Annotated in this window: 23 protein-coding genes and 1 tRNA gene; 5 read left to right on the top strand and 19 right to left on the bottom strand. The window is 57.6% G+C overall.

Annotation, left to right across the window (positions count from 1 at the left end; translation table 11 throughout):
- Positions 1-54: 54 nt before the first annotated feature.
- The gene (locus tag AC1DWQ_RS02545) at positions 55-435 is read right to left on the bottom strand and encodes a hypothetical protein (RefSeq protein ID WP_477668234.1); all 381 of its coding nucleotides are present in this window, start codon (positions 433-435) and stop codon (positions 55-57) included.
- Positions 436-1,002: 567 nt separating this feature from the next.
- Here AC1DWQ_RS02545 and AC1DWQ_RS02540 point away from each other — a divergent pair.
- Entirely contained in the window at positions 1,003-2,100 is a 1,098-nt protein-coding gene (locus tag AC1DWQ_RS02540; RefSeq protein ID WP_477668233.1) for a ParB/RepB/Spo0J family partition protein, read from the top strand.
- 114 nt (positions 2,101-2,214) lie between these two features.
- On the opposite strand, the gene AC1DWQ_RS02535 is transcribed toward AC1DWQ_RS02540, so the two are convergent.
- A complete protein-coding gene (locus AC1DWQ_RS02535) occupies positions 2,215-2,718 on the bottom strand; it encodes a hypothetical protein (RefSeq protein ID WP_477668232.1) in 504 nt (167 codons plus the stop codon).
- A 637-nt stretch (positions 2,719-3,355) separates the two neighbouring features.
- Entirely contained in the window at positions 3,356-3,670 is a 315-nt protein-coding gene (locus AC1DWQ_RS02530) for a DUF4258 domain-containing protein (RefSeq protein WP_477668231.1), read from the bottom strand.
- Positions 3,671-3,780: 110 nt separating this feature from the next.
- On the opposite strand from AC1DWQ_RS02530, the gene AC1DWQ_RS02525 reads away from it, so the two are divergent.
- Entirely contained in the window at positions 3,781-4,008 is a 228-nt protein-coding gene (locus AC1DWQ_RS02525) for a hypothetical protein (protein WP_477668230.1), read from the top strand.
- Positions 4,009-4,026: 18 nt separating this feature from the next.
- Here the strand turns inward: AC1DWQ_RS02525 and AC1DWQ_RS02520 are convergent, their stop codons facing one another.
- The 12 genes from AC1DWQ_RS02520 to AC1DWQ_RS02465 form a co-directional block, all read right to left on the bottom strand.
- Entirely contained in the window at positions 4,027-4,482 is a 456-nt protein-coding gene (locus AC1DWQ_RS02520) for a hypothetical protein (protein ID WP_477668229.1), read from the bottom strand.
- A 9-nt stretch (positions 4,483-4,491) separates the two neighbouring features.
- Positions 4,492-4,896, bottom strand: coding sequence for a hypothetical protein (locus tag AC1DWQ_RS02515; RefSeq protein WP_477668228.1), 405 nt, complete (start codon positions 4,894-4,896; stop codon positions 4,492-4,494).
- Positions 4,897-5,112: 216 nt separating this feature from the next.
- Complete coding sequence (locus tag AC1DWQ_RS02510) at positions 5,113-5,859, bottom strand: hypothetical protein (protein WP_477668227.1); 747 nt, start codon at positions 5,857-5,859, stop codon at positions 5,113-5,115.
- Positions 5,860-5,986: 127 nt separating this feature from the next.
- Positions 5,987-7,198, bottom strand: coding sequence for a zonular occludens toxin domain-containing protein (locus AC1DWQ_RS02505; protein ID WP_477668226.1), 1,212 nt, complete (start codon positions 7,196-7,198; stop codon positions 5,987-5,989).
- Between the two features lie 10 nt (positions 7,199-7,208).
- The gene (locus AC1DWQ_RS02500) at positions 7,209-7,544 is read right to left on the bottom strand and encodes a DUF2523 family protein (protein ID WP_477668225.1); all 336 of its coding nucleotides are present in this window, start codon (positions 7,542-7,544) and stop codon (positions 7,209-7,211) included.
- A 2-nt stretch (positions 7,545-7,546) separates the two neighbouring features.
- Entirely contained in the window at positions 7,547-8,896 is a 1,350-nt protein-coding gene (locus tag AC1DWQ_RS02495) for a hypothetical protein (RefSeq protein ID WP_477668224.1), read from the bottom strand.
- A gap of 112 nt (positions 8,897-9,008) precedes the next feature.
- Entirely contained in the window at positions 9,009-9,266 is a 258-nt protein-coding gene (locus tag AC1DWQ_RS02490; protein WP_477668223.1) for a hypothetical protein, read from the bottom strand.
- 95 nt (positions 9,267-9,361) lie between these two features.
- Positions 9,362-9,574, bottom strand: coding sequence for a hypothetical protein (locus tag AC1DWQ_RS02485; protein WP_477668222.1), 213 nt, complete (start codon positions 9,572-9,574; stop codon positions 9,362-9,364).
- A gap of 1 nt (position 9,575) precedes the next feature.
- The gene (locus AC1DWQ_RS02480) at positions 9,576-9,710 is read right to left on the bottom strand and encodes a hypothetical protein (protein ID WP_477668221.1); all 135 of its coding nucleotides are present in this window, start codon (positions 9,708-9,710) and stop codon (positions 9,576-9,578) included.
- An 11-nt stretch (positions 9,711-9,721) separates the two neighbouring features.
- On the bottom strand, positions 9,722-9,859 hold the full coding sequence (locus AC1DWQ_RS02475) for a hypothetical protein (protein ID WP_477668220.1): 138 nt from the start codon (positions 9,857-9,859) through the stop codon (positions 9,722-9,724).
- Positions 9,860-9,869: 10 nt separating this feature from the next.
- Positions 9,870-10,190 (bottom strand): single-stranded DNA-binding protein, encoded by a 321-nt coding sequence (locus tag AC1DWQ_RS02470; RefSeq protein WP_477668219.1) that lies wholly within the window; start codon positions 10,188-10,190, stop codon positions 9,870-9,872.
- Between the two features lie 10 nt (positions 10,191-10,200).
- On the bottom strand, positions 10,201-11,385 hold the full coding sequence (locus AC1DWQ_RS02465) for a phage/plasmid replication protein, II/X family (RefSeq protein ID WP_477668218.1): 1,185 nt from the start codon (positions 11,383-11,385) through the stop codon (positions 10,201-10,203).
- A 675-nt stretch (positions 11,386-12,060) separates the two neighbouring features.
- Between AC1DWQ_RS02465 and AC1DWQ_RS02460 the strand changes: the two genes are divergently transcribed.
- Both AC1DWQ_RS02460 and AC1DWQ_RS02455 read left to right on the top strand, forming a co-directional pair.
- Positions 12,061-12,516 (top strand): DUF2726 domain-containing protein, encoded by a 456-nt coding sequence (locus AC1DWQ_RS02460; protein ID WP_477668217.1) that lies wholly within the window; start codon positions 12,061-12,063, stop codon positions 12,514-12,516.
- A gap of 169 nt (positions 12,517-12,685) precedes the next feature.
- On the top strand, positions 12,686-12,949 hold the full coding sequence (locus AC1DWQ_RS02455) for a hypothetical protein (RefSeq protein ID WP_477668216.1): 264 nt from the start codon (positions 12,686-12,688) through the stop codon (positions 12,947-12,949).
- Here AC1DWQ_RS02455 and AC1DWQ_RS02450 read toward each other — a convergent pair.
- Positions 12,935-13,024: transfer RNA gene (locus AC1DWQ_RS02450), tRNA-Ser, on the bottom strand. The genes AC1DWQ_RS02455 and AC1DWQ_RS02450 overlap by 15 nt on opposite strands.
- 353 nt (positions 13,025-13,377) lie before the next feature.
- Here AC1DWQ_RS02450 and AC1DWQ_RS02445 point away from each other — a divergent pair.
- Positions 13,378-13,686, top strand: a complete 309-nt coding sequence (locus AC1DWQ_RS02445) for a hypothetical protein (RefSeq protein WP_477668215.1) — start codon at positions 13,378-13,380, stop codon at positions 13,684-13,686.
- Between the two features lie 235 nt (positions 13,687-13,921).
- Here the strand turns inward: AC1DWQ_RS02445 and ureG are convergent, their stop codons facing one another.
- Genes ureG through ureE form a run of 3 tightly spaced genes read right to left on the bottom strand, consistent with a single transcriptional unit; the run spans position 13,922 to position 15,957 of the window.
- Complete coding sequence (gene ureG, locus AC1DWQ_RS02440) at positions 13,922-14,590, bottom strand: urease accessory protein UreG (RefSeq protein WP_477668214.1); 669 nt, start codon at positions 14,588-14,590, stop codon at positions 13,922-13,924.
- A gap of 42 nt (positions 14,591-14,632) precedes the next feature.
- On the bottom strand, positions 14,633-15,334 hold the full coding sequence (locus AC1DWQ_RS02435; RefSeq protein ID WP_477668913.1) for an urease accessory protein UreF: 702 nt from the start codon (positions 15,332-15,334) through the stop codon (positions 14,633-14,635).
- A 5-nt stretch (positions 15,335-15,339) separates the two neighbouring features.
- A complete protein-coding gene (gene ureE, locus AC1DWQ_RS02430; RefSeq protein ID WP_477668912.1) occupies positions 15,340-15,957 on the bottom strand; it encodes an urease accessory protein UreE in 618 nt (205 codons plus the stop codon).
- Positions 15,958-16,006: the final 49 nt, after the last annotated feature.

The raw sequence follows: 16,006 nt of genomic DNA, 5'->3' as shown, positions 1-16,006 counted from the left end.
GCGACCGTACGCCGCAAGGCGTCCGTGTCGACTAGCTTGTTAGGTTGCAGCGCGCTATTTTCCATATGCGCGCAGACGCTGCAGGAGCTCCGAGGTAACCGGTAGGCGCCCGCAGTAGCTAACGAGACCGTGGTACACAAAGAAGACAGCCTCTTCACCCAACTGGAATCTCGTTCCGCAGATGTTGCTCGGGGCGCTATTCGCCACGAGCTTGACGGGACGGCCTTTGAACGATTCGGCAATTTCGATGCGCGCTTCATAGGGACTGTCGAGTTCGACAATCCGTGCATGAACGATGATCTCCGCCCGAGCGAAGATATCGGCAAGAAACTGCCCCTCGTAGTCCGCACCTGATGCGCACGAGCATGCCATTGCCGTATTGGTACCAGCAACGCCGAGAACGACCAGAAGCAGACGGAGTGCACGAGCGAGCATTCTGCAACCTAACGTAATGTATACCGCAAGGTCTGCGGTATAACATCGCGCCTGCGGTATAACCTGGTCGCTAAAAACCCAACCAAGTGCTTATTATTAAAAGACTTTTCGCCCATTTTGAGTTTTGTTCAGGTCGATAGTAAAAGGACCAAACCCCGCAAATCGATTCTAGCCGGGCAGCGCGGTGATCGCCTCCTCAATATGGACGAGTACAGCTTAAACAGCCGATTCCATTGTGTTTGACCATCGCTCCCCGTAACCGGCCCGGCTGCACCCTTGGGTGCCAGTCGCTGCGCTTTGTGTCACGTCGGCTGCGGGCGCCAGGCCTGCCCCTGTGAAAAAACCGCGCTGCCCCGGTCGCCGCTGAATCCCCCCACAAGACCCCGTCCCGGTGTGAGGGGCACTTGTGGGGGGATTTTTAATACAGCGGCAACCGGGTCATCCCGGTTTTTTCTTGTTGATCGACCAGCACCCCCCTCCGCCCCCTACTCGGGGGAACGAGGAAGCCCGAGCGAGAGGATGTTTTTTTAACTTCCCTCGTTCATCAACTTCCTTTTGGAGATTCCCATGACTGCTGTGATTACCGAAACCGTTTCCGTGGCTGATGCAGGCGTTTCGCATGCGAAACCGGCCCTGGAGTTTGTGTCCCTGAACATGATCGACTTTCAGCCGCAGGTGCGCACGGTATCCGGCCTGGCTGAGGACGATTTGCTGGAGCTGGCCGAATCGCTGAAAGCCCAGGGCATGCTGCAGCCGGTGTTGCTGCGGCCCTGGGGAGAGCGGTTTGTGCTGATTGCGGGGGAGCGTCGTTGCCGGGCGGCGCACCTGGCGGAGTTTAGCCATGTGCCTGCGCTGATTGGGGAGGCGGACGACCTGCGGGCGGCGACCCTGCAGCTGGTGGAAAACGTGCAGCGGGAGGATTTGTCGCTGCTGGAGCTGGCAGCGGGTTTGCGCAGCCTGGCGGATCAGGGCAAGACGCTGACGGAGATTTGCCAGCTGGTGAAGAAGTCCAAGTCCTGGGTGTCCAAGCACCTGGCAGCGTCGGTGCAAAACCTGGGCTGGAACACCCGGCAGTTCCTGGAGAGTGAAACGACGGAGGATCTGGAGCTGGTCCTGGTCATGAACCAGATCGAGAAAACCGGCAAGTGGTATCCGCGGGGCACCCAGCTGGTGGACCGGATCGAGGCCGGCAAGGCGGGTCGGGAGGAAGCGCGGGCGTTGCTGGCGACGCTCAAGGAGGAACTGGCTGCGGAGGTTGCGCAGAAGAAGGCGGACAAGAAGGCCGGGAAGCAAGGGAACCTGGCGCTAGACGGTGAAATCCAGGAGCCGGAGCCGCCGAAGTGGAATGCATGGGATGCCGAGCGGGACTTGAACGACCTGCTGGCCGAAGCCGGACACGCACCGATCGCTGAACTGATACAAGGTTTGACCAAGGCGCAGCAGGCGGAGATCGTGGGCCACTACAAACAAGAACACGCGGCCGGCAAGGCGCTTTCGAAAGCTACGGACACGCTCAAGCTGCGCGGCCTGCACAAGCTGATTGATGAGAACTTCGACGCGGACGACTGGAAGACGGCGGCGTTTATTCTGGGCAGCGCCAGCCTCAAGCTGACGCTGATCAACCTGGCCGATGAAGTGCATGCACTAATGCATGGGGAGGTTTGATCATTGAGACCCTCGAATCACGAAGAGGGTCGGACCTTCATGACCAGCCCGCTCGTCATTCTGGTTTGAGGCCTCCAATGCTCCTACATAACTCACCTGAGCGCTGAACGCAATTCAGCGAGTTTCCGAGGAGCGGCCAGGTTGGTCCGTATTCTGCATCGACAAGCCCTTGCTTATATCCAAAGGAGGTAAAACGACACCTCGGAATCCTGCAGATAAGAATCGCTCTTCAGCTCGTTGCCTCGCTAAGAAGTGAGTAATCGCAAAATATGGAGTGACTGCGGAGGGAGGGATGTTTCCCCAATCCTCAAAGCCCCCTCTTTCCTCTATACCAAACGTCGCAACAAATTTGCAGGCATAGGACGAAAACTCCGAGGTCCCATCTAACGACAAGATCGCCGAGAAACTGAGACTAACCTGAAATGCCTTTACCGGCAGGTCTTCAGCCACGCCCAGTTCAAAGGTTGAGGTCGTCTGTGTTCGGATTTGCCTGCTCATTCCACTTAACCGCACCTCTGAGGGATCCTGGACGGTGAGGCGTTCCTCTATGACTCGCGCCTCTTTAATGATCCCCACAATATAAGCAGCACTCACTGTTTGGCTTTTATTTCGTGCCATAGCTGTGTTTCGTAAGTTGCTTGGTTACAGCGATCCTGTCGACGTACATTGGCTCGTTGATAGGGGACGTATCTTGCAAAGTCATACTTACAGTAAGTGTCCTTTGCGTAAGAAACCCCTGTTCAAGGCTCTCCTTTATGGCGCTCTCATTAGCAAGAGCGTACGAGTCAGAGAAAACCACTTGGAAACTTGGTACATCATGACGATATGTCCAAACCCCATTGGCATGGGACAACAAAACTCTCTCAGAGGGAGTCTTGGCAACGCCATCAACGATAGAAAGAATTTCCCCGACTTGCGTACACGGTTCGTATTGCCCAAGATACCTAGAACGAACAACCAAATCAACAGAGCGGTCTATTGGTGCATCTGATTTCTCCATCCTCGCGACGGTTTGTTCGTTTCGATCAATTAAGGCACCGAAATCATCCTGGGTTAGTCCAAGAGTTCTTCGTAGAAATCGTAATTCAGGACCATTGAGCCTTCGAGGGGCTCGAACGCGAAGTCGCCCAACGCAAGCCTCTAGAGCGCCTTCGTCTTCATAAGAAACAACTTCACCGTATTCCGTCTGCTCTAGTGAATATCCATCCACTAAAAACAAATTCGGAAACGCGAAATGAGGATAAGAGATCATTGGCTATGGTTTGGTCGGATCAAAAACTGTAATAACAACTACTCTTGTGGACGGAATTAAAGCGGCTCCCACCGCTATGCGTACGCCGTCAACGGTGGCTTCCATCCGAAAACGATATTGCAAATCACCTGGTTTATTGGCGATGGTTGGTCGCTCAGTAAAGTAGCCCTGCTTCAAACAATCCTTAATGTCGGCCTTACTCAAAGACCTCTCCACCATGCGCTGACTAACGTGCATCGTCCAGGCAATCCTATTAGCGATCGTCAGGGACTTAACCTCAGCAGCAATCTGAGCGTCTGACAGCGGCGAGGAAGACATTGATTATTTATGAGTGTACAGGAAACCTATCAAAATGATAGGCGGATAGATTTTCCGCGTTTTTCTGGAGCGCCGGGGGAAAAGTTGCCAATACTGTACATGCATACAGCATGAATGCTAAAATTTCCTCCATGGAACCGCTTTTACCAACCCAGTGGATTGTCAAGTGTGCGGAAAGACTTCATGAGCGCTGGACTACCATCGATCAAGCGATGCTTGAAGAAGTGGCAATGGATTTGTGGAGGAACACCGAATACCGTGTTATGGAGCCGGCTGAGGCCGCGAGTTTCTGGCTGACGCCTATTTCATCGCAGTTTTCAGAAAACCCCCTGTGTTGATGTTTCGCATGCGAAATGTCACCGGATTTTCTGTCGAATCGCGCCATTACTCTTTAGCCCCTTTTCTAAATTTTCAAATCGTTCCCACACCCATAATTGTGTAGCAACGAACATGTCATCCGTCTCACGAAGAGTTCCAGCTCTGAACGCCCGTTCGATATTGACGATTTGCTCTGCGAGGGCAATGCACCATTCCTTCGCAAATTCAACCTCGTCTCGCAGCACCGAATGCTTGTGCCCGAAATTCAATGCATTGCAAACCTCATTCCACCAGCGTTGAATTTTCACCAATTCACTTCGCGCGACCTCATTTGATGGGCGCACACCATCGATAACGCCCCAGTGCAGTGAACGGACAGCTTCACCCCGCAACTCTTCTTTAGCTCGACCCTCCTCGTAGTGCTTACTACACAAGCCACCAAGGTGCCAAATCTCATTACAGTGCGGATAGCGGCAAGTGGATTTATTTTTCATAGCCACCTACTATTGTTGAGGGCAACCAAGCCGCTGCTGCTCTGATTGAATTGCGAGCGTCCTCTGCCGATCCGGTCCGACAACTTCAGGTGCCTGGTACTGCCAGTTGGAGTATCGACTCCAAATCTTGTCACGTTCAAGTTTCAAAGCAGCACATCTAGTCGCCTTATCGCTCTGTGTCACATCTTGGGTAGCCTGCGCATTTGCTGCCCCACGCTGCGCCTCCGCAATCTGAACCTGCTGCTCCCAAGGCATACCGGCTGGCACGTTCGCGATGCGGTCAACATGTGCGTTCTGTGTATTGCAATGCTTGTTGCTCCAAAACGTACCGCCGGCAAAGGCCTTGCAGTGATAAATCGTGTCTGCCGAAGCCGCGAATGGGAATGTCAAAATCAGAAATGCCACGAGTTTCATATCGGCAGTCTAGCCGCTGGCAAGGGGCATGAACACCCCTAATTGGTGGAGCCGGGGACATTGCGCGAGTACAGAGCCGACGCGCAATCCAGCAATAACCCGGCCATCAAAACGACTAAACGGTATTCATGGCTCCCCCACTATCTCACTAGCAAAGTGGATGTCATGGAACCAATCATCGAAGTGCCACTCACCTTTTCGATGAAACGCGACGCCTCATAACAACGCGGAAGGAGCCCCTGGATCGGTTTGGATCTTGTTAAGCCGATCGCAAAGAAGCATATTGAGCTGTATTCCGGCCTGAACAAACAGCTTGGTAGTTCGGTCGAATTCGTTCTGCAAAAAACTCTTTGCCATAACCTCTGGATACGCTACCCCATCGTGCTCAAAGCGCTGTATCAGGATCGTGTGACGCTCCGCACGCTGCCCCGTCCAATCCTCGCTGAAGGATGGCAATACAACGCTTCTGTGCTTGGCTCGATTGGCAAGTGCCGATAGATGAGCTCCCCCATCCTTAAAGGAGTTCAATATTCGCCGAAGCTCAACTGCACCAGGTATAAGCTGAAGCTTCTGAGAAACAGAGCCGACGTTGACTTTATGAGCGTCAATGCTGTTGTCTAGATTGAGTCCAATGGCAAAGTAAATGACATGCGCCAATATGTCAGGTATTGAATGTAAGCTTTGAACACAAGCGGTGACTTGAGCACCAACCCGCAAAATAAACTCGTCGAACTCTTCCTGACCCCCGTCGAGACTCGTCCAATATAGAAATGTCTCTGGCAAATGTTCAGCGTTCGACTTTAGATAGTCTTCTAATAGTTTTCGGAAATCTTGATAGTGAACATACGCATACCCTTGTCGGTCAGCCACCGAACGTAAACACGGAGCTATGAGCTGAAGCTGATCCCGCCCATAAATGCGTTCCACAGTTTTTCTCGTCTCCTGAAGATCCCACGTTGTCATAACGATCACTCCCCGGTTTGACGTGCGGTATTTACTCGAGCACTCTACTATTTCATGGCAGGAATACATCCCGCAATTAGAGGATGATTTCGCATGCGAAACCATAACGAAGCCCCCTCCGCCCTCGTTATCGAGTCGAAACTTGATTGGCCGTGGTAGCCGTCCTCTGCAACCCCATCGTGATCTGCGGACTGTCGCAGGTTAGCGCCCGCACCTTGTCCTTCCACTGGATCGAAGCCGCACAGTCCGTCAGAGCCTTCCACTTGTAGCCCACCTCTTCCAGTTCCAGACTGGTCACCGTCGTCACCGGCATCCCGTTCTGACTCACGGTGATCACGTAGACGGTCCTGCCCTGCATCGTCATCCGTCCCACCACATGCAAGCCCTTGAGCCCATAAGGCTCCGGCATCTCGTTGGTCCCTGTCGGCTGGTCCGTCGCATGCTTGCCAATCACCTCCGTCACCGCCTGCACCGGCTGCGCCACCGCTTTCACGACTGAGGGCGCCGCCTGGACCGTCGTCGTCCGTTTGACGGTTGACTTAGGCTTCTCCGCCTCCGGCCAGAAGGCCCAGACGATAGCGACCGCTGACAGCGCCAGTACTCCCCACTTCAACCGGTTGAACTTCACAATGAACGGCGCCACATCCTGCGCCCCCGCCTCGGCCACGCTGTTGCCCTGCGTGTGGCTTTTGTAGAACTTGAAGAACTCCGGCTTGTACTTGCGTTCTTCCGTCGAGACCACCCCACCCCGGTAACCGCCATGCGTCTTGCGGATGTAGTGATCCGCCTTGCCCAGGATGTCCGCCTTGCGGACCTTGATCAGGATCGCCATCAGCCTGGCAATCGGCTGGTTCATGTCCCGGAACGACTGGGTGCCCAGCAACACATCGGCATTGAAGTGCCGGTGCAGCTTGTACCACTCCACCACCTGCGGATCCGTGCCAATGCTGGGCATGGCCACATGACACTCGTCAATGATGAAGAGCGGACCTTGCCCTGTCTGGGGATGCTTCCACTCGCTGTAGTACTCCCAGACTCCGCCGAACACCGACACCGAGGGATCGGGCTTTTCTGAGTGGCCGTCTTCAAAGAGTTTGAAGGCTTCTCCATTGCCCTGGTCGTCCACCGCTTCCGCGTCCCAGGTGCCGCGAATCGGCTGGGTCCGGGTGCGCAGCTGGATCAGGTTTCGATAGTCCGGGTTCACCGCGGCGAACATTTCCACCAGCAGCGGCAGGTTCGTGATGACCAGTCGCCCGCGCTGCAGCGCCGGCAACACGTGATAGACAACAGCTTCATAGCTCTTGCCCGAGCCCGGGATGCCTTCCAGGCCATTGATCATGATGCGCCCCTCATGATCCGAGCCTGACGAAAGGAATCAGCTGCAGTACCAGGCGAATCACAATCGCCGCCGTGATGATGCTGATGGCCGTTCCCACCCCGAGCAGGCCCAGGATGTTGAGGATTTCGCCGGGCAGCGGCCCTACCTGACTGGCGTAGCCATCCACCGCACTGGTGTCGATCTCGCCAATGGCCGAGATGGACACCTTGAGCACCTGCTCAAACAGCCAGGCAAAGACATCCTGACCCATGGCCCAGAGCGCCACGAAGATGGCGACATTGAGCGCCGCAAACCACTGCAGGACCGCCGTGATCTTGGCAAACAGCATCGAGAAGGCCGCACTCATGCTCAACCTCCAAAGATCAAAGCCCGGGCCAGCAGCAAGGCGCTGACCAGGATGATCAGACGGCCCCAGTCCCAGACATAACAAGGCGGCGCCACATCCCGGACTCCGAAGTCCGCCCAGACGGCAAAGCCGAAGTCCAGGTTCCAGGCCGGGCAGCTGCCGCCCGTGCCCACGCTGGGCATGAGCTTGCCCATCAGGTTGGCGACGGGGGTGGCCGTGAGAGCCGCCTTTTGTTCCCGCCAGACGCCGACCAGGCCCTCGGGGTATTTGCGTTCGTAGAGCTTGGGCACCTCGGGCAATGCCGTGTCCACCGGGGGCTCCTCCGGGTCTTTCTCCGGGGTGGTTTCGGTGCTAGTTTCCGTTTCGGTGATGTTGGTGACCGGGTTGTAGTTGGTGATGTTGGTCACGTTGGTGGTCGTGATCTTGTTGCCTTCGTAGGTGTGGTTATGGGTCACGGTTTCCGTCTTCACGTTGCCGTTGGGCAGGTTGGTGACCTTCTGGGTGCCAGGGGTGCTGGCGGGGCCGCTCAGGGAGATCGGTCCGATCTCGATGGCTTTGGGGGATTGGGCAATGGCCTGCTCCAGCAGGGGGCCGATGGTGGAGCTGGTGGGCCAGCCGCTTTTGGAGGCAATGGCGTCCTGCAGCTCCTGCAGGCTGGAGGGGGTGCCGGGGTTGTCAGTCACAGGTGGTGCGGAGACCTGGCCGATGGGCCAGTCCGCATAGCCGGCATAAGACCCATCACTTCGCTCCGTCGCCTCGGCATGGCAGACATTGCCGCTCACGGTGCCCTTGTACAGAAACCGGACGTTGCTGCGGCTTTCGGCGCTGGCCGTGCAAGCCTGCGACTTGCTCGGGTAGAAGGTCGCAAGCACCGAGGTGTTGTACTGGTAGCACGGCGCCACCGTACAGACGTTCGGGTCGAATTTCGTGATGGTGATGGTGCCGGAATTGCCGGCGCGGTTGCAGCCGAAGTCCAGTTCCTTGCAGAAGTTCCAGAGCGCTGAGGCGACGACGATGGGACCGGCGACGCGGCCGAACAGGTTGCCGAGGGCGACGGCGACCTTGGCGGCGGGGATGCGGCCGAAGCCTTTGACGGCTACCGGGTTGCCGGAGGGATTTTTGGCAGTGGTGCCGCCTTCGACCTTGGGCAGGCCGCCGTCGGTTTTGACGGCGTTGTCCCAGATGATCTGGCCGGCGCTGGCCGGGGGAATGGTGGTGACGGGACCGGGGCCGGTGAAGACCACCGTGCCGCCAGTGGTGCGGAAGATGTCGTAAGTGCCGGTCTGGGCGTGGGCTGTGCCCAGGCACATCAGCAGCAGAAATAAACCACTGAGGAGGCGTTGGCTAATCATTTAGCGGCCCCTCCCGAGTGCGAGACACAAACCGATGCCGCTCAGAGCACCGATCAGGGCGATGATGGCCCAGAACAGGGCGATGAGGGCACCGGTGAGCATGGCAACCCCCTTAGACCTTGCGGATCACGCGCTTGGCGATGTCCGGGCCTTTGAAGGCCAGCGCGATGCCGACGATCAGGAGACCAATGGCCACGACCTTGCCGGTGACCGTGCCCAGGCCGATGGCGTCGAGGAATTGGTCCAGCACGCTGGGGTCGGCGGTCTGGGCCATGGCGCGGTTGGCCAGCAGCATCAGGCTGGTGCCTGCGGCGGCGGCTTTGCCGACAGCGGTGCTGCCGTATTTTTTGGCGACGTTGAAGAGCTTCATTTGAATTCCTTTTTCAAATGGTGCTTTCCGGAACATCCGGAACTACACCCGAGAGGCCACGACGTTTCACAACGCTGGCAGCCTCCCGGCTGGAGTCAAACCTTGCGGATCAAGCCGGTCGCGATTCCAATGCCGTAGCCGATGAGCCACATGGCCAGCACGGCGGCAAATCCTCCTGTGTAGGTTTTAAGAACAGCCTGGGGGGTGATGCCCAGGAGGGCGGGGTCCAGCGTCTCGGCCAGGCTGAGAGACGAGACGTTGGCCGGGGGACACGGGTCGATGTCTTGGGTGCAGATCAGAAACCGCATTTCAGTCCTCCGAAACTTTCTCGGAGCCGCATTCGGGGCATTCCAGCTCAGCGTCGTCGGGGTCGGCTTCGGGCTCGACCTTGAACTCCACATAGTGGCCTGCGTAGCCGCAGGCGCTGCAGCTGAATTGCGCCATGGCGTTTCCTTTCAGCGCGCCCGGTGGCGCAGGGTGGCGCGGGCATCACGCACACCGAGGCGCAGGACCTCGATGCAGGTGATGAGCGCCTGGTGGATATAGACCCACGCCGCGCTGAAACGGTTGTGGGTGCGGATGGGGTTTCGCATGCGAAACGTCTCAGTCGTTGGCGTCGAGTGTCATGTCCACCGGTGTGACCATGGAGATCTCGCCGGTGTCCTTGTCGGTCGAACGGAACGCCTTGCGGGTGTAGCCGCCGAGCTTGCAGTCCACCGTGATTTCGTCACCCTGCTGGCCCAGGCGCTGGTTGCTGCGCACTTCGACCACCTGGGGGCGGGTGTAGGCGTCGGCCGCTGGGGTGATCAGGCGGGTGTAGTGTTTTTTCTCATGGCGGCGGGCGGCTTCGATCTTGCCTTTGATGGTGACTTCCATGAAGCGCTTGCCTTGCATGGGCTGGATGTTGTTCGGTTGTGCTGACATCAAATACTCCTTACGCGGCAAGCCGCATCAAATCCCGGCTGACGTGGTATTCGGGGCGGTTCCGAGCCGGAGAAAAACAAAACCGCCGGTCCACGCGTTGCGGCGTGAAATCGTGAATGAGGGAGTCGTTGGCTGTGACGACGATGTTGGAAGCGCGCCAGCTCACGCCGGCGTCTTCCAGCAACTTGCGATTGCGAAAGAAGGTGGCGCGGCTGTACTTGGCCCGGACCACGTTCTCGTTGAGCGTGCAGAGCGCGGACCAGAAGCCGTAGAGCTGGCCGCCGCGCGTGTCGCCGTAGGTGTTTTGCAGCCGTGTGATCACGGCTGTGGTGCTGCGTACTGTTTCCATCGCTTGCTTCCCTTCTCTGAGCAGTCGCTCAATCTCTGTGTCGTGAATGCCTTCCAGGTAGTCATCGGTGACTTCGGCCACGGTGGGGTTCTTGCCGAAGTCGTACTGGAATTTGTCGCTGTGAATCTCGACCTCGACGCGCAGCCGGTTGTCGGCCAGGCGTTGCAGGGCTTTCAATTTGCGCTCGACGCGGCCGGGATTTTTCTCGTTGGTGCCGTGGATGTGATCGAAGAGGATGCGGAAAAAACTGCGCAGGCGTGAGTAGTCGTGAAGCTTGAATTCGTCACCCTTGTGATAGAACTTGACGGTGGTGGTTTTGCCGGCGAAGTAGACGGCCATGTCGTACTTGGCCGCTTTCTTCTGGCGGCGGGGGAAGTTGCGCAGCTGAATGCTGTCAAAGAACTCTTTGCAGGCGGGTTTGCTAAGGTTGTAGACGTGTGCCACATCTACCCGGTGCACGGTCCAGCAGTCCGCTGGCGGCATGTCTGTCTCCAGCAGCTTCTCGACCAAAGCCACAAGGTAGCGTGCCGCTTCCTTGAAGTCAGAAGGGCCACCGTAGACGTTGTGGCCCAGCATGACCTTGTGCACGCTGGCTTCGATCAGGAGGTAAGGCTCGCAGGCGTGCAGGCGAGGGCGGCCAAGCTTGTCCAGGACGTAGTCCTCGTATTTGGGCATCACGGAAATGCGGGAGTCCCAAGAGCCGAGCAGCTGGCCGCTGAAGAGTTCGTACAGGACTTCGCCGCTGGAAAGGTCGCACCCAGACCGCAGAATGCACTGTTGCTCGATGCGCCGCATGATGGTGCGGTCGATCGGGGGGGACTTGATTTTGATGGTGTCGTAGGCCATCAGAATTCCGCTGGGCTGGAAACAGGCCGAGTCTCATGCGTGAGACTGTCAGGCGGTGCTACCACGCCCGCCTGACTAAAAGCGGGGTCGGGGAAAGCCTCGCTGCGGCAGCCATCCGGCAGCGCTGGTATCCCCGCAAGCGGGGCCCCTCCAGCGCTGTCGGCTGGTGCGCAGCTGCAGGTGGGTCCGCCACACACCGCGACGTTTCCACAAGGTACGGTGACCCTGGTGCGCTCCGGCCACAGGGTCTCTAGGGTCCAGCAGTCTTTGCCACTCGGTGTGGTCCAGGGCGCACGGATGATGGCGCAGTAAACGATCTTTCCCTTGCGGGCGACGACGTGCTGCACGAGGACCTGGCGATCGCGGGCGGCTTGGCCGCAGCGAGCCGCGTGGGCCTCGTGGGTGTAGGGGTCCATGACTGTGAGCGTCATGCGATCACGCGAACGGTGACGGGGGACATGCCGAGGGCCAAGATGCTGCGGAGGTAGACGGCGGCGTCTGCGGCGCTGTAGCCGGACTCAATGACCACATCCCCCGTGCCGAGGCTGTCGGTGTATTCGAGTTGATACAGAGTCGTGCGGTTTACCGTTTGAGCAGTTGAATCACCCCCAGATTGAAGGAGGCTAGAGCGGGTGCTTTCAGCCAAAATGACCTCCAACACAAGGAGGGAGTTGAATGAAAAGCTTGATCTGGATGGCAGCGCTGTTCGTCATCATCATGGTGGTCATCACCATCTTGAAAGCGAAGCGAGGGGAATCAGAGCCCGCAGGAAGTCGGGATTTACGAAAGAAACGGCCGCTCACTGAGCGTGAGCAAAGTATGTTTCTTCGGCTCTGCACCACTTTTCCGCAGCATGTGGTCCTGTCGCAAGTTGCGTTTTCTGCCTTGCTGGTAAGCAAGCAACAGGCAACGCGCAACGGGTACAACCGGAAAGTTGCGGACTTCGTGCTTTGCACCAAGTCGTTTGATGTCCTGGCTGTCATCGAACTCGACGACAGCAGCCACAAAGGCAGGGAAGAGGCGGATGGAGACCGCGATGCCTGGCTAAAGGATGTCGGGTATCGGGTTGTCCGGTATCCGCAGATACCTGACGCGGCAAAACTTCTAGCCGACTTCGCAACTGCTCCCTGAAAGCCCACTGGATTCCTCCTCATGAAGGTAGCTAGGCAAAGGTGCTAGCTGCTCTTGTAAAAAATAGTGACCGAATGTCAATATTTGAATTACAGTTCAGAGAATGACAATCTGTCAACAAATAAATTGACAGCCAGTCATAAAATATTTGGAACCCAGGAGATCAGCTATGACCAACACCATGGAATTACTCACCAAAGCACTTGAGATGAAGCGCGCTGCGCATTGGTGTGATGAGCTGAATTTGGATCTGTCGACAATCTCTCAAGCAAAGAAGCGTGGCCGGCTAAGCCCTACGCTTGCTGGTAACTTTGCTATCAAATTAGGAGAAAATCCAGAGCACTGGATTGCGGTTGCAGCGCTTGAGGCTGAACCGGAGAGCACACTTTTAGACCAGCTAAAGGCCAGTGCCAACAAGTGGCGGAAGCGGTGAGATTCGAACTCACGGAGGACTTGCATCCTCGGCAGTTTTCAAGACTGCTGCATTCAACCGCTCTGCCACGCTTCCGAGCCGCATAGTTTAACCGCTAGTCGGCGCTCATCTGGCTCGTTGATGAGCCACTGTCGATAAATGCGGTTTCGCAGCCTGGACAACAGGCGCGCCTGGCGCATCGGCTGCCTTCCACACATTGAATTACTCACGAGGGCAGGGTGCTGCCAAAAATAGAGGGCTGAAGTCCACCTCTTTTGGTTCGTCATTGGTCACTTTGTGACTGTCAAGCAAATAGAGCCAAAAAAACGGACTTATTTCCTGGAACTATTTCCTCTCCGCTTCCCAAACGTTTTTGGGAACGGTGACTAAAGGCGCTGGTACAGCCATGATTGAAACATTCAGTTACAGCACTTTAAGAGGACACAAATATGACTGCTCCAGCATTCACCCCCGAGTCGGCAGAGAAGGTTACTACGGCATTTGTGCATGCCACCGGCGCCCGCTGGTCGTTTCCGCGGGTCGAAGTCCAGGACCGCGGAACCTTCATGTTGATTAGCGTGGACTCACTTTCCCCAGAAATCCAGGAAATTGGGTTATCCGTCAAGAAATCCATTGCGCATGCCCTGAACCAGGTCATTCCGGCGCACCCTACGCAACGGTTCGGTAACTGGATGGTCGTTTTCTTCCGGGACGGCAGGATGTTCGAAACTGTTCACCCCAGCGAGTTTGAGGTGTAAGGACGCCAGAGTGGCCTGCTATCTGCCTGCTATATATATATGAGTCAGCCGCCCGTCGTGGCCAGGGCCTGTCGCCGAAACGCTGTCCGCAGGCGGCATTCACGACCTTGTCCTACACACCGCCAGCCAGCCGCTGGCTAAACTTTCCTTGCGGCCCGTCCTGGGTCGCACCTCCCTCCACTGGCGAAGCCAGTTTTACTGCCCGGTCCTCCGGGCTTTTTTTTGCCTGCTCGCCCTACGCGGCTTCGGGCTGGGCCAGCAGCATCCCTTTTGTCTCGATAAACGCAATGACCTCCGCAAGGCCGGCATTGGTCTTGAGATTGGTCATGACAAAAGGCTTCAGGCCCTTGGCCGTGGTGCGCATGCGGATGGTGTCCGCCTCCATCACGCCCAGGTCGGCGCCGACATGGGGCGCCAGGTCGGTTTTGTTGATGACGAACAGATCGCTTTTGGTGATGCCCGGCCCGCCTTTGCGCGGGATCTTCTCGCCGGCGGCCACGTCGATCACATAGATGGTGAGGTCGCTCAGCTCGGGACTGAAGGTGGCGGCCAGGTTGTCGCCGCCGGACTCGACGAACACGATGTCGGCGTTGGGGAAGTCCACCAGCATGCGGTCTATGGCTTCGAGGTTGATCGAGGCGTCTTCGCGTATGGCGGTGTGCGGGCAGCCGCCGGTTTCCACGCCCATGATGCGTTCGGCGTCCAGCGCGCCGCTGACGGTCAGGATGCGCTGGTCTTCCTTGGTGTAAATGTCGTTGGTGATGGCGACCAGGTCGTATTTGGCCTTCATGCCTTTGCACAGCATTTCAAGCAATGTGGTTTTGCCGGAACCGACGGGGCCCCCTATGCCGACGCGCAAGGGGGGGAGCTTTTTGGTGCGGTTGGCGATGTGATGCAGGCTCATGGGGGGCTTTTTTGGAATTGCGGTCAGATTTGCAATGAGGTTTCAGGAGCGGAACAGCCGCGAATACTGGGTTTCATGCTGTGAAGAAAGAATGGCCAGCATGGGTGAAAAGGCCTGGCGTTCGTCATCCGACAGCTGCATGGCGGCCTCGACCGCTGCAGGTATGCCGCCAGCAAGGCGCGCCAGCATGCGCTGGCCGGCGCTTTGCCCTAAAGGCACTGATTTGATGGCGGCTTGTGTCATGTTTTCCGCCCAGCCGAAAGCGTAAGCCAGCAGGCAGTCGCGCACGCCTGCCTCGGTCTGTGAAACGGCCAGCGCAAAGGCGACGGGGAAGGTCGGCTGCATCTGCGCGCAGGCCTCAATATGCGCTGTGTTGGCGTCGTCATGGTTGCGCAGCCAGTCCAGCAGGGATCTGCCCATTTGCTCGGCCTGGGCACGCAGTTCGCTGGTTTCCCGGGTTTGCAGCACCCAGGCATTGAGTTGCTGCACGCGTAGCAGGTCACCCGAGCGCCAGGCAGGAATAGCCTGGGCAATGACCGCCAGGTCACCGCGCGCCAGGCTGATCTGGAGCTGGTCGGTCAGCCAGTCGCTTGCTATCATTTCTGTAGCTGGTTGCGCACGATCCATGGCGGTTTCAAGCCCTTCCGAGTATGAAAATCCGCCTACAGGCAAGGCCGGGGAGGCCAGCCAGATGAGCTGGAGCAGGCTGGCGGCCGGTAGCTGCCCTGCAGGCGCGGCGGACATGTCCATCAACGCGCCTGGTGCGGCTTGTGCCTGTGAATCTGGATGGCGACCGGCAGGGCTTCGTGGGTGTGGTCGTCATGACCATGATTGCAGTCGGGGCCATGCACGTGTGGCGCGGCGGCGGGCTGCGCGTGGTCATGGGAATGGTCATGCCCATGGCTGTGTCCGCCAGCGCTGTAGGCGCCGCCTTCAGGTTCGAACGCTTCTTCAACTTCGTTCACGATCAGGTGCATGGCACGCAGCATGTCGGCCAGCACATGGTCGGGTTCAATTTTCAGGTGGTCCGGCTTGAGTTCAATCGGCACATGCCGGTTGCCCAGGTGGTAAGCGGCGCGCGTCAGGTCGAAAGGGGAGCCATGCGACGGGCAAGCGGTGATGCGGAGCACGGCTTGAGGCGCGGCAATCACCTTGACCATGGAGCCGTCTTCCGCCACCAGCACGTCGCCGCCACGCACCAGCGTGCCGCGCGGCAGGAACACACCAAGGTGGCGGCCGAGCGAGTCGGTCGCGTCAAATCGGCTTTTTTGGCGCACATCCCAGTCGAGCTCGACGATGGCGGCGCGTTTAAGAAGCACGGGCGCGAGGCCCTTGCCTTGCGGGAGGACTTTGGAGCACTGCAACACGGAGGGGGTCATTGTCGGCAAAGCGTTGTTGCGGGATTTATGTTGCTTT

The sequence above is a fragment of the Polaromonas sp. P2_G11 genome (assembly GCF_056403595.1).
The sequence above is the reverse complement of the archived record's forward strand: the minus strand, read 5'-3'. Positions and strand labels throughout refer to the sequence as shown.